This is a genomic window from Megasphaera sp. ASD88, from assembly GCF_002287425.1.
Lineage (GTDB): Bacteria > Bacillota > Negativicutes > Veillonellales > Megasphaeraceae > Megasphaera > Megasphaera stantonii.
The window spans coordinates 261,024-274,434 of sequence record NZ_NQXW01000001.1 but is presented as its reverse complement, the minus strand read 5'-3'; the positions used below and the strand labels follow the sequence as shown (position 1 = coordinate 274,434).

At 52.2% G+C, this 13,411-nt stretch carries 12 protein-coding genes and 1 riboswitch; of the genes, 11 read left to right on the top strand and 1 reads right to left on the bottom strand.

What is annotated here, in order from left to right; genetic code table 11:
* Positions 1-90 precede the first annotated feature (90 nt).
* Both CJ260_RS01430 and thiC read left to right on the top strand, forming a co-directional pair.
* Positions 91-714, top strand: a complete 624-nt coding sequence (locus tag CJ260_RS01430) for a sigma-70 family RNA polymerase sigma factor (RefSeq protein ID WP_095628880.1) — start codon at positions 91-93, stop codon at positions 712-714.
* 97 nt (positions 715-811) lie between these two features.
* Positions 812-919, top strand: a riboswitch (TPP riboswitch).
* Positions 920-1,011: 92 nt separating this feature from the next.
* Positions 1,012-2,313 carry a phosphomethylpyrimidine synthase ThiC gene (thiC, locus tag CJ260_RS01425; protein WP_087477442.1) on the top strand — a complete coding sequence of 434 codons (1,302 nt, stop codon included), beginning with the start codon at positions 1,012-1,014 and terminating at the stop codon, positions 2,311-2,313.
* A gap of 98 nt (positions 2,314-2,411) precedes the next feature.
* Here thiC and ppx read toward each other — a convergent pair whose 3' ends face one another.
* Complete coding sequence (ppx, locus tag CJ260_RS01420; protein ID WP_095628879.1) at positions 2,412-3,944, bottom strand: exopolyphosphatase; 1,533 nt, start codon at positions 3,942-3,944, stop codon at positions 2,412-2,414.
* Between the two features lie 302 nt (positions 3,945-4,246).
* Between ppx and CJ260_RS01415 the strand changes: the two genes are divergently transcribed.
* From CJ260_RS01415 to CJ260_RS01375, 9 genes are all read left to right on the top strand, one after another.
* Positions 4,247-5,791 (top strand): Ppx/GppA phosphatase family protein, encoded by a 1,545-nt coding sequence (locus tag CJ260_RS01415; RefSeq protein ID WP_087477440.1) that lies wholly within the window; start codon positions 4,247-4,249, stop codon positions 5,789-5,791.
* A gap of 9 nt (positions 5,792-5,800) precedes the next feature.
* Positions 5,801-7,897 carry a polyphosphate kinase 1 gene (gene ppk1, locus CJ260_RS01410; RefSeq protein ID WP_239477942.1) on the top strand — a complete coding sequence of 699 codons (2,097 nt, stop codon included), beginning with the start codon at positions 5,801-5,803 and terminating at the stop codon, positions 7,895-7,897.
* Between the two features lie 372 nt (positions 7,898-8,269).
* The gene (locus CJ260_RS01405) at positions 8,270-9,247 is read left to right on the top strand and encodes a 3D domain-containing protein (RefSeq protein WP_087477439.1); all 978 of its coding nucleotides are present in this window, start codon (positions 8,270-8,272) and stop codon (positions 9,245-9,247) included.
* A 204-nt stretch (positions 9,248-9,451) separates the two neighbouring features.
* The gene (rpsB, locus tag CJ260_RS01400) at positions 9,452-10,201 is read left to right on the top strand and encodes a 30S ribosomal protein S2 (RefSeq protein ID WP_087477438.1); all 750 of its coding nucleotides are present in this window, start codon (positions 9,452-9,454) and stop codon (positions 10,199-10,201) included.
* A 106-nt stretch (positions 10,202-10,307) separates the two neighbouring features.
* Positions 10,308-10,955, top strand: a complete 648-nt coding sequence (tsf, locus tag CJ260_RS01395; RefSeq protein WP_087477437.1) for a translation elongation factor Ts — start codon at positions 10,308-10,310, stop codon at positions 10,953-10,955.
* A gap of 92 nt (positions 10,956-11,047) precedes the next feature.
* Entirely contained in the window at positions 11,048-11,773 is a 726-nt protein-coding gene (pyrH, locus tag CJ260_RS01390; protein WP_087477436.1) for a UMP kinase, read from the top strand.
* Between the two features lie 52 nt (positions 11,774-11,825).
* Positions 11,826-12,386 carry a ribosome recycling factor gene (frr, locus tag CJ260_RS01385; protein ID WP_087477435.1) on the top strand — a complete coding sequence of 187 codons (561 nt, stop codon included), beginning with the start codon at positions 11,826-11,828 and terminating at the stop codon, positions 12,384-12,386.
* Positions 12,387-12,451: 65 nt separating this feature from the next.
* Positions 12,452-12,631 (top strand): hypothetical protein, encoded by a 180-nt coding sequence (locus CJ260_RS01380; RefSeq protein WP_232818738.1) that lies wholly within the window; start codon positions 12,452-12,454, stop codon positions 12,629-12,631.
* Positions 12,628-13,395, top strand: coding sequence for an isoprenyl transferase (locus CJ260_RS01375; protein ID WP_095628877.1), 768 nt, complete (start codon positions 12,628-12,630; stop codon positions 13,393-13,395). The genes CJ260_RS01380 and CJ260_RS01375 overlap by 4 nt, the downstream gene beginning before the upstream one ends.
* The last annotated feature ends 16 nt before the right edge of the window (positions 13,396-13,411 follow it).

Below are 13,411 nucleotides of genomic sequence, written 5' to 3'. Positions count from 1 at the left end.
ACATATAAGTATGGCAAGAAGAGCCGAGGGGGAGTTCCTTCGGCTCTTTATGTTTTATAACAGAACATATATTTTAAGGAGGCGACACCCATGAACAACATCATTCGGCAGTGGATACGGCAGGCGCAGACAGGAGACGGAGAGGCTGTGTTGGCCATTCTGCAGGTCTTCCGGCCCTTGCTGTACAAATATGCCCGGAAATACCGCTATTGCTACGATTCGCTGGACGAGGCTCTTTCGACGGCCCATCTGGCCGTACTGGAATGTATTTATTCCTTTGAGCTGGACGGAAAGGAGGAAGGGCCAGCGGCGTTGCGGCGAGCCGTACAGACGGCGTTTCGGCGGGAAAACCGGCATTTCAAGGCTTATTGGCAGGCTGTCGAACGGATGCTGTTCCCGCAGGAGGAGAGGGCAGAGATTGCTTTATTCCGTCATTCGGTCTGCGCATTTGAGACGGCTGTACAGCGTATAGAGCTGCAAGACGAGTTGGCGCCTTATTTGCAGTGTCTGACCGAACAGGAACGGCGCTTCTTGTATTTGCGGTACGTAAAGGACTATACCTTCGACACGATCGGCGCGCTTCACGGCCTGTCAACGTCTCAGGCGTGCAAAATCGTCGGACAGGCAGTCGATAAGGTCAAGACGAAGATAAAAGGCGACAGCCTGTGGCCGGCTGTGCATCCTCCTTGCGGGAAAAGAAACAGGATTCATTAAATAGATGTGCCGGAAAGCTCAGGGCCTATCGAAATGGGGGTATGGCAATTTATATTTGCATTCCCTGCGCAAGTATATTATAATAAGACGAGATAACTAAAAAAGCTAGGGGCGCCGCAAGGCTGAGAAAGCGTTTGGATTCGCGCTTGTCCCTCATGTACCTGATTCGGATAATGCCGACGTAGGGAAGCTTTACGGGATTATAAAGCTCACCTGCGGAGGTGAGCTTTTTTATTTACCTGTTTCTATCATTTCTTTCTATATTTAGGTTAAACTCATTAGCAGGAGGTACGTTTTATGACTTACACAACTCAGATGGACGCAGCCCGCAAAGGCATCGTTACGCCGCAGATGAAAATCGTTGCGGAAAAAGAAAAAATGCCGATGGAAAAGCTCATGAAGCTCGTAGCTGAAGGCAAGGTCGCTATCCCGGCCAATAAGCTTCACACCAGCCTTTCGCCGGAAGCCGTCGGCCAGGACTGCCGCACGAAAATCAACGTCAACCTCGGCGTATCGCCGGAACACAACGATCATGAATTGGAGCTGCAGAAGGTCCAGAATGCCATCAACATGAAGGCTGAAGCCATCATGGACTTGAGCAACTTCGGCAAGACCCGCGAATTCCGCCGCAAGCTCGTCGATATGTCTACGGCTATGATCGGTACCGTTCCCATGTATGACGCCGTCGGCATGCTGGAAAAAGACTTGAAGGATATTACTGTAGATGAATTCTTCTCCGTCGTCGAACAGCACGCAGAAGACGGCGTAGACTTCATGACCATCCACTGCGGCATGAACCGCAAGACGGCTGAACGTATCAAGAAGAACCCCCGCCTGACCAATATCGTATCCCGCGGCGGCTCGCTGCTGTTTGCCTGGATGGAAATGAACAATCAGGAAAACCCCTTCTATGAATACTATGATCGTCTCCTCGACATCTGTGAAAAATACGACGTTACCCTGAGCTTGGGCGACGCCTGCCGTCCCGGCTGCACCCACGACGCGACGGACGCAGCCCAGATCGAAGAACTCATTACCCTCGGCGAATTGACGAAACGGGCTTGGGAACACAACGTCCAGGTCATGATCGAAGGCCCGGGCCACATGGTCCTGACGGAAATCGCCGCCAACATGAAGATTGAAAAACGCCTGTGCCACGGCGCGCCCTTCTACGTATTGGGCCCCATCGTCACGGATATCGCTCCGGGCTACGACCACATTACAAGCGCTATCGGCGGGGCCATTGCCGGCGCATCCGGAGCCGACTTCCTGTGCTATGTTACGCCAGCCGAACACCTTCGCCTGCCCGACGTAAACGACGTTAAGGAAGGCATCATCGCCGCCCGCATCGCTGCGCACGCCGCCGACCTGGCCAAGGGCATCCCCGGCGCGCAGGAATGGGACGACGCTATGAGCAAGGCCCGCGTGGAAGTAGATTTTGAAACGATGATTTCCTTGTCCATCGACCCGGAAAAGGCTCGCCGCTACTATGAATCGAGCAAGCCCGAATGCGAAGGCACCTGCACGATGTGCGGCAAAATGTGCCCGGCCCGGACGATGAAGAAAATCCTCGCCGGAGAAGACGTATCGATCCGCTAACCTGAAACTATCTGATATACAGACATAAAAAAAGACACTTTCTGACATGTCGTTGGAAAGTGTCTTTCTTTATACTATTACATGGCCTCCTTACAGGCTCACTTCCAGACGAGGAGCAGGGAGATGCCGAATTCCTTTTTGAATTGCTTGGTCAGCTGGTTCATTTCGTAGTCCGCCGCGTTGTAGGCTACGCCGGGAGCCGTCGTAATGACGGCGACGGCGACGTTTTCCGCAGTGGTGACGTGAATATCCTGGACGACTTGCTCGTACGTAATGTCCGATGCTTCGGCCAAGGCCAGGAAGGTGGAGAGCTTGCGGACCATCGCCCAGTCTTCTGCCGTGACCATGTTGGCGTAGCGGTAGGCCCGCAGGGTCTTGCGGCTGATGCCGTGGTGGAAGCCGGCGATGAAGCTGACGATGAGCTGCTCGCGCTGCGTCAGGCCGTACAGGGGCGCGTGGCCGATCATGAAGGCCGAATGGCGGGCGTGATCGTAGAAATTGATGATTTTGCCTACGTCGTGAAGCTGGGCCGCCGTCGTGAGGTACAGCCGTTCCCGCTCGCCGTAGCCGTGCAGGTCTTTCAGCTGGTCGAAGAGAAGGCCTGCCGTATGGGTGACCTGCTGGCAGTGGGATTCGTTGACGATGCCGCCTAGGGTGCCGACGAAGTTGCGGATGCTGAATTTCAGGATATCGTCGAAGCGAGGCGCAGGCAGGTGGAAGTAAGAGGTATAGTATTCAAAGAACAGCCCTTCACGCAGGCCGCAGCCACTGACGACCAGTTCCGGGCTGCCTGCCGTATCGAACAGGGTCTTAATGACGGCGGCGCCGGCGACGATGAGGTCGGCCCGTTCGCTCGACAGGCCGGGGATCTTCTTGCGGTTGGCGCTGGTCCGCGTCGTAATTTCCGTATACAGGGCGTCGAAGTGCTCTGCCGGCAGGATGTAGTTATGTACCTTCGTCAGCTCGTAATTCGTTGTCCGCTGATCCATCTTGGCAAAAGTACGGGCCGTGCCGCCAATGCCGACGAGGGGGAGGCGCAGATTTTTAATCCAGTCGGCAGCGAGGAGCTTTTTCCGTACGAATTTCAGGCAGTCCTGCAGGGCGATTGCGTCTACGTTGCCCTGGAGATTGAATTTTTCCGTAACCGTTACGGCGCCGATGGGGATGGAAACGGAATGAACTGGTTCGCCTTCTTGCACCAGGGTCAGCTCGACGCTGGCGCCGCCCAAGTCGAACAGGAGAAAGTCCTTCATGGCGATGGTGTTGATGACACCCAAATAGCCGAGATAGGCTTCCCGTTCGCCTGTAATGACAGTCATGGCTACGCCCGTTTCCGCGTAAATCCGCTTCAGGAACTCGTCGCCGTTCGAGGCGTTGCGCACGGCGGCGGTGGCGACGGCGATGCAGTTTTGGATTTCCATAACCTCCATGATGTGCTTATATACCTTTAAGCATTTCATGGCCCGTTCCATGCCGGCGTCGCTCAGTTCGCCCGTCTGGGTAAGGCCTTGTCCGAGGCGTATGGATTCTTTTTCCTGATACAGGAAGGAATACGATTTGTTGTCGTTTATCTGGAGGACGACAAACCGGATGGAGTTGGAGCCCATATCGATGATGGCTAATTTTTCCATTGTATACCTCTTTTCTTTGTAATCCATAATCTTCTGTTATTATACTACATCTTGCCGAGACGATGAAACGATTTTGCAAAATTTGCCGTTAAAACGAAATGGAAATAATTCGTATGACTAAAGAAAATGGGGAGGATTCTTCCGTATTTTTTGCAGAGCCGCCTATTATACAAGCTTTTTTCATTTTTTACACAAATTATACAAAAAAGGTCGCCACCATCGCCGGTATTTCATGTATAATATATGAAGAGACGGCGGGGAGAGAGTCTTCGCGTCATCAGCAAGGAAGGCGAGGAACTACTATGGAATATCAGGCCAAGCGGCAATTTGGCATCATACATATCGGCACGGTCAATATGACCTTGAAAATCATCGCGTATTCGTCGCTGGACGATATGGAGGTCATTGAAAATGTATCGCGGGAAGTCCAGTATGGCGGGGAAGTCTTTACGCGCCATCACGTCAGCTTCCAGTCTCTCAACGAAATCTGCACGATTTTAAATAAATTCAAGCAGCTCCTGCGGGACTACGACGTCACGGACGTGCGCGTCTTGTCGACGACGGCTATCCGCGAAGCCGACAACCTGCTCAATGTCATCGATCAAATTTATTTCCGCACGGGCTTCCGCGTCACTGTCGTGCGCATGGCCAAGGAAATTTACTATAAATTCTTCGGCTTGTATTATCACGTGCTGAAGGGGAAATTCAACTTTGCCGACAAGGCCGTCCTCCTGCTGGATATTACGTCCGGCGGCGTAGGGCTGACCTGCTGGAAATCGGACGAGCTCCTGTTTCAGCAAAACGTCCACATCGGCTCGCTGCGCATTTTGGAAAACTTCACGCCTAAGCAGCGGGAAGAGCTGACCTTTCCGACGGCAGCCCGCGAATACATCTACGGCGCCTTGTCCCCCCTGTGGGCCAGCGTGCGCCATCACGATATTAAATACATCGTCCTGTCGGGCCGGGCGGCAACGCTCATCGGCAAGCTCATGCATAAGGAAGAAACGAACGGCGTCCGCCTCATCAAGGCCGACGAGCTGCGCCAGTTCGTCAATTCCTTCCACGGCATTACGCCCTTTAAGCTCATGCAGCGCTGCAAGCTTTCGGAAAATCTGGCCAACGTCATCATGCCGACGCTGCTCCTGTATTACGAGCTCCTGCGCATCATCGACGTCGACCTGCTGGTCATGATGAGCACGACCTTTACGGAGGGCTATTCCATGCATTACGTAGCCGAGCAGACCGATAATTCTTACGTAGCCCATCAGCGGGGGCTGCTGCTCAACTTGACGCGCCGCATTGCCGGCAAGTATTGGTACGCGCCGGAACATGCCGCCTGCGTAGGCGAGTTCTGCGGTATTTTGTTCAACGCCGTGTATAAGGAAATCGGCTTGAAATTCTCGTGCGGCTACTTGCTGCAGCTGGCGTCGATCCTTCATGAAACGGGCAAATACGTCAACATCCGCAAGCACAATCTCTGCACGTATCACCTTATCATGGAAACGGACTTATTCGGCATTACAGACGAAGAAAAGGAAGTGCTGGCCAACATTGCCTATTACGCCGACGGCGGCGTGATACAGGATTCGTCGGACATGTACGACGTCCTGTCGCCGGAGCAGAAGATTACGGCGGCCAAGCTCGCGGCGATTTTCAGCCTGGCCGACTCCCTCGACAAGAGCCATTTAGGAAAGATAAAGCGCATACAGGCCGAATTGGTCGGCAACGAACTCATCGTCCGCTACCATTCCGATTTGGATATTTCCCTGGAACGGTGGACGTTCATGAAGACGGCCGTCAATTTCGCCGAAGTCTTCGGCATTTCGCCTAAATTACTGAAAGGATAAGTGACTATTTTGAAGTATACAGAACCAGAAAATTATTTAAACCGGGAATGTACGTGGATCAAGTTTAACGAACGGGTTCTGCGGGAAGCCATCGTGCCGTCCAATCCCTTGCTGGAACAGCTGAATTTCGTAGCTATTGCCGCGTCAAATCTGGACGAATTCTTTATGATCCGCGTGGCCGGCGTCAAACACCTCATCGAAAGCGGCGTTAAGCATATCGACATTGCCGGCATGACGCCGCAAGAGCAGTTTGAAGCCATCCAGTCTATGGTACACACGCTGGTGGACCAGCAGTACGAATATTATTCGGTCATTCAGGACAAGCTGCAGCAGGAAGGCCTTCATTTTGTCAGCGTCGACGAGCTGAATGAAGAGCAGCGCATCTGGCTGGACAGCTATTTCGAGCGGGAAATTTACCCCGTCGTCACGCCTATGGCCGTCGACTCGAGCCATCCCTTTCCCTTCCTCGCCAGCCTGAATCTGAATCTGGCCGTCCTGCTGCGCAAGAAACAGGGCGATACGTCGGTAAAGACGGCCATTTTGCCCGTGCCGTCGCCGATCATTCCCCGCATCATCAAGGTGCCCGTAGCTGCCGGCGACGCGAAGCAGTTCCTCTTTCTGGAGGACATCCTCGGCGCCTATGCCAACCGTTTCTTCCTGGGCTGCGATATCCTCGAAGCCGTGCCATTCCGCATAACCCGCGACGCCGACCTAGATATTGACGACGAAGCGGAAGATTTGCTCGTAGAAGTGGAAAAATCCCTGAAAAAACGCCGCAAGGGCGCAGCCGTCCGCTTGGAACTGGCCCAGTCGGCGAGCCGTATGGTCCGGGAATTCCTGCGCGGCGAGCTGCAGCTGGAAGACAAGGACTTGTATATGATACCCGGCCCCTTGGACTGCAAGGTATTTTTCTCCTTTACGGGAATCGAGGGGTATGATCATCTCCGTTATCCTGCCGCGTCGCCTCAGCCGTCGTATGAATTGGAAGAACTTGGCGCACCTGATATGTGGACGGCCATTGCTAAGCAGGATATTATGGTACATCATCCGTACGAAACCTTTGATACTGTAGAGAACTTTATCAAATTAGCTGCTACAGACCCGGATGTGCTGGCTATCAAGCAGACCCTGTACCGCGTCAGCAGCCGGTCTCCCATCATCGCCGCATTGGCGGAAGCTGCAGAAAACGGCAAACAGGTCACGGTCCTCATGGAAGTTAAGGCCCGGTTTGACGAAGAAAACAACATCTTCATGGCCCGCAAGCTGGAAAAGGCCGGCTGCCACGTTATTTACGGCATCATGGGATTAAAGACCCATTCGAAAATCACCCTGGTAGTCCGCCGAGAAGAAGAAGGCATCCGCCGTTACGTCCATTTGGCGACGGGCAACTACAACGGCAAGACGGCCCGCATTTACACGGACGTAGGCATCCTGACGGCCAATACGCTCATCGGCGTCGACGCCTCAGCCTTTTTCAATCTCCTGTCGGGATATTCTGACCCGCCGCAGTGGAACAAGCTGGCCGTCGCGCCGCTGAATCTGCGCGAACGGATTTATGAAAAGATAGAACAGGAAACGGCCTGGGCTAAAAAGGGCAAGAAAGCCTTCATCGTCGCCAAGATGAATTCCCTCCTTGACAAGGAGGTCATCGCTAAATTGTACGAAGCGTCGGCTGCCGGCGTTAAAATCCATCTCATCGTCCGCGGGATCTGCGTCCTGCGGCCGGGACTGCCGGGAATCAGCGAAAACATCGAAGTGCACAGCGTCGTCGGCCGGTTCCTCGAACACAGCCGTTTATTCTACTTCTACAATAACGGGGAAGAAGACGTATTCATCTCGTCGGCCGACTGGATGCCCCGCAACCTGAACGAACGGGTGGAACTGATGATTCCCGTCGAATACGGTCCCCATAAGGAACGCATCAAGGGAATCCTGTCGCTGTATTTCAACGACAATGTAAAAGCCTACGCCATGAATTCCGACGGCACGTATCGCTACATTGCCGACGAACGGCCGACCGATGCAGCGCCGATTCACGCCCAGATGATGCTCCAGCATGAAGCAGAAGAAAAACACAAAAAGCATAAGAAAAGCAAGCGCCGTTAAGCGCCGTGCCTTCGACGTCCCCTCCCTGCGGAGGGGACGTTTTTTGCGCTTTCATGGAGCAGAAAACCAATATAAAAGGGACGGCATATGAGGAAAGTGGGGGACAGGATATATTTTGCAAGAAAAACAGGATTTTTTCACCACAAAAATATACTTTTTTGAAAAAATTTTACTTTAATGTGGGAAACCATGTAAAGCTCTCTCAAAATCGCCCTTATCACGCAGTATAAACAGCCTTTTCGCAGGCCCTTTAATGTTGACAATCGTGCTGAAGATATGATATTTACCTCATTTTTGCTGTTATTGTTAACCGATAAAAATTGACAGGGTAACAGGCCTTTGATAGAATGATTTCCAGTTAGGAGGGATTTGATGAACAAACGATATCAAGGGCCCATTACTCGCATGTATGCAACCTTAGTCGCTTTATTAATCATAGTTTCCTTAGCTGGATTTATTGACAAAGGAAAATCCGTCACAATCCAGACCGACGGCGCGACTCGTTCTGTCTATACGCACGCCGTCAATGCTGACGCGCTGATGCGCGAAAATAATATTGCGCTCGGGTCATATGATGAAATTGAAATGTCCACATCCGAATTATTAGAAGGAACTGCCGTTACGGTTCGCCGGGCCGTTCCCGTCATATTGGAACATAAGGGTAAACAACAAACTGTTATGTCCGCCAAAAAGACCGTACAGGAAGTAGCCGAACAATATGGATACGACGCGGAGAATTATCGTCCCTACGGCGATACGTCCGCGCCGGTCGTTCCTGATATGACGATACGCATTGGGAATATTTCCCGCAAGGCCATCACGGAAGACGAAGTCGTTCCCTTTGCCATTGAAAGCATCCCTGATGAAAATCTGAGCCAGGGTCAGGAAGAAATCGTCCAGGAAGGGATGAACGGCCGCAAGAAGGTCACTGTTCATATCATCAGCCTCGACGGCCAGGTCGTCGGGAAGGAAGTCGTCTCTACGACGCTGGTGACGGAAATGCAGCCCCTGATCCGCCGCGTAGGCACGCAGGAGACCGTAACGCTCAATACGGGCGACGTGTCCAAGTATAAGGAAGTCTTTACGATGGAAGCGACAGCGTACCTGCCGTCGGACGGCAACGGCGCGGGCATTACCAAGATGGGTACCGTCGCCCGTTACGGCGTCGTCGCCGTAGACCCCAACGTCATTCCGCTGGGAACGCGGGTGTATATCCCGGGATACGGCGTAGCCATTGCCGAAGATACGGGCGGAGATATTTTAGGAAACCGCATCGACTTGTGCATGGAAGATTACAATTCCTGCATGGTCTTCGGACGGCGCACCGTGCCGGTATATATTTTGGAATAGAGGCGGAGCCGCTCCGGGCAGTACATGCAGGAGCGGCTTTTTTTGCGTAAAAACGGCTTGTGCAGTCGAAGACAATGTGATATAATAGCAAAGGTTTAAGTACTATGCTTAAAAATACGCACGCTTGGTGAGCCTGCAGCTGTGCTGCTCGGCAGTGACGGCAGGCGATGACCGGGCGGAGGAACAACAGGAGGAGTAACAATTATGGCAGTAGTATCTATGAAACAATTATTGGAAGCAGGCGTTCACTTCGGTCACCAGACTCGCCGCTGGAACCCTAAAATGGCTCGTTTCATCTTCACGGAACGCAACGGCATCTACATCATCGACTTGCAGAAAACCGTAAAGAAAATGGACGAAGCTTACAATTTCGTACGCGACCTGGCTGCTGAAGGCGGCAAGATCCTTTTCGTCGGAACGAAAAAACAGGCTCAGGAATCTATTAAAAACGAAGCCGAACGCTGCAATCAGTTCTATGTAAACGAACGCTGGCTCGGCGGCATGCTGACCAACTTCCAGACGATTGAAAAACGCGTAAAACGCTTGAAGACGCTGGAAAAACAGGCTGAAGACGGCACGTTCGACGTATTGCCGAAGAAGGAAGTTACCATTTTGAAACACGAAATGGAAAAACTCCAGAAATACCTCGGCGGCATCAAAGACATGAAGAAACTTCCGGACGCTCTCTTCGTTATCGACCCGAAAAAAGAAGAAATCGCCGTATCGGAAGCCCGCAAATTGAACATCCCCATCATCGCTACGGTTGACACGAACTGCGATCCCGACCTCATCGACTACCCGATTCCGGCAAACGACGACGCTATCCGCGCCGTAAAACTGCTGACCGGCAAAATCGCCGACGCCGTTTTGGAAGGCAACCAGGGCGAACAGGTTGAAGAAGGCGCCGCTGAAGAAGCAGCCGTTGAAACGGAAGCTGTCGCTGAAGAAAACTAAGACATCGGCCCTTTGAGAACTACATGGCTCATTATATAAAGGTAAGGAGTGCTTCATTCCTTACCTTTATTCAAACTGTATATTATGTTTAGGAGGAATATCTAAGATGGCTATTACAGCAAGCATGGTAAAAGATTTAAGAACAAAAACTGGCGCTGGCATGATGGACTGCAAAAAAGCGCTCGCAGCTACGGATGGAGATATGGAAAAAGCAATCGACTTCCTTCGCGAAAAAGGCTTGGCAGCCGCTGCTAAAAAAGCAGACCGCATCGCAGCTGAAGGCTTGGTTTACTCCTATATCCACGGCAACGGCCGCATCGGCGTTCTCGTAGAAATCAACTGCGAAACGGACTTCGTAGCCCAGACGGACAACTTCAAAGACCTCTGCAAAGACATTGCAATGCAGATTGCCGCAGCTAACCCGGCATACCTCAAGAGAGAAGACGTTCCGGAAGACGTTCTCGAACATGAAAAAGAAGTTCTCCGCCAGCAGGCTCTGAACGAAGGCAAACCGGAAAAAATCGTCGAAAAGATGATCGTCGGCCGTATCGAAAAATTCTACAAAGAAAACTGCTTGCTCGACCAGGAATTCATCAAAGATTCCGACAAGACGATTCAGCAGGTTATTACTGAAAATATCGCTAAAATCGGTGAAAAAATCGACATCCGCCGTTACACCCGCTACGAATTGGGCGAAGGCCTCCAGAAGCGCAACGACGATTTCGTTTCCGAAGTTATGGCACAAGCTAAATAAGATTGCATATAAGAGAACACCATTTTCGTGTTCTCTTATTTTCTAATGTGACTTTATACGGCGCGGCAGCGCCGGGAGCAGGAGGCCTTGGTATGGAAACGAAAAAATATAATCGCATTGTATTGAAATTGAGCGGCGAAGCGTTGGCGGGAGCCCAGGGATACGGCATCGACCCGGAAACGGTCGAAACGATTGCCAAGCAAGTCGTAGAAGTAAATAAGCTGGGCATTCAGGTAGCTATCGTCGTAGGTGGCGGTAATATCTGGCGCGGCCTGTCGGGCAGCGCAAAAGGCATGGACCGCGTATCAGCTGACTACATGGGCATGCTGGCAACGGTCATGAACGCCCTGGCGCTGCAGGACGCTATGGAAAAGAACGGCGTTGCGACGCGCGTACAGACGGCTATCAACATGCAGCAGGTTGCAGAACCGTACATCCGCCGCCGGGCGATCCGCCACATGGAAAAGGGCCGCGTCGTCATCTTCGGCGCTGGTACGGGCAATCCCTATTTCTCTACGGATACGACGGCGGCACTGCGGGCTGCAGAAATCGAAGCCGACGCAATCCTCATGGCAAAGAACGGCGTAGACGGCGTATACGACAGCGACCCGAAGCTCAATCCCGACGCGAAGATGTTCCGCCGCTTGTCCTACATGGATGTCATCAATAAAGAGCTCAAAGTCATGGACGCGACGGCTACGACGCTGTGCATGAACAATAACATTCCCATCGTCGTATTCAACATCGACGTCGAAGGCAATATCATCGCCGCCGCCAGCGGAAAAGATTTGGGGACATTAGTCGACAAAGAAGGCTAAAAGCTGTATTATATACATATATACCATTATTACGATTAAGGAAGTGAATAGTATGGACGTAAAGACCTTATTAACGCAGAACGAAGAAAAGATGGATAAGACCATAGAAGCATTGAAGCGCGATTTGGCTTCGATTCGCACTGGCCGGGCCAGTACGACGCTCCTGGACCGTATCAGCGTTGATTACTATGGTACGCCTACGCCGGTCAAGCAGGTTGCAAACGTATCCGCCCCGGAACCGCGCCTCATTACGATTGTTCCCTGGGAACGGAAAATGCTCGGCGACATCGAACGGGCTATTTTGAAATCCGATCTGGGCTTAAACCCGAACAACGACGGCACGATGATCCGCCTGGAAATCCCCCAGCTGACGGAAGAACGCCGTAAAGAATTAAGCAAGAAGGTCAGCAAGGACGCCGAAGACTCTAAGGTCGTCATCCGCAATATCCGCCGTGACGCGAACGACGCCATCAAGAAGATGGAAAAGAAGAAGGAAATCACGGAAGACGACAGCAAGGAAGCCCAGGAAAATATCCAGAAGCTGACGGACAAGAAGATCAAGCTGATCGACGAAATCAAAGCGAAAAAAGAAAAAGAAGTCATGGAAGTATAATGGATATACGAAATTTTATTGGCATGCCGTTACGGTATGCCATATCTGTATTACAGGAAAAAAACGTGCCGTATGAAGTAGAGCGCACGACGGCGCGAAGCCGCTTTTTTCCCCGCGATGAAGAAGATCCCTACGTCGTCCGGGCCCGCGAGCGGGACGGCGTCGTATATCTTCTGGTAAACGCGAATTTGAAGAAAAGCGAAAGCGTAACTCGCATGCTGCAAGGTGGAGAAGTGCAAGAATGATTAACTTTTTAGGAAAAAAGAAGAAGGAAGAACGGCATACAGGAATAGAACTGCTCGATACGAACAACATTCCCCGCCACGTCGCCATCATCATGGACGGCAACGGCCGCTGGGCTAAACGGCGGAGCATGCCGCGCAGCTACGGCCACAGGGCCGGCGCGGACACGCTGAAGAAAATTGTCGCCGCCGCCGGGGAATTAGGAATCAAGGTGCTGACGGTATACGCCTTTTCGACGGAAAACTGGAAACGGCCTGACGAGGAAGTTTCCTATATTATGAAGCTCATGAAGGAGTACCTGAGCAAAAACCTTCTGGAACTGAACGAGCATAATGTGCGCCTGCACTTTATCGGCGATTTGAGCCGCCTTTCCCCGTCGCTCCGCCAGGCCTTTGACGAAGCGGAACGGAACATGGCCGGAAACACGGGATTGATTTTAAACGTCGCCGTCAATTACGGCGGCCGCCTGGAACTGACCCAGGCCATGCAGAAGCTGGCGTCCGACGCCAAGGCCGGCCGTCTGGAGCCGGAGGATATTACGGAAGACTCCCTGGCTTCGTATTTGTATACGGCGCCGGAAAACGACGTGGACCTGCTCATCCGGCCCGGCGCGGACAAACGGGTCAGCAATTTCCTGTTGTGGCAGATGGCTTACGCCGAATTCTGGTATACCGATTTGTGCTGGCCTGATTTTACAAAAGAGACGCTCATAGAGGCGATTCTCGCCTTTCAGGGCAGAGAACGCCGCTTTGGCGGTTTGAAATAAGGTAGGTAAACGAAAC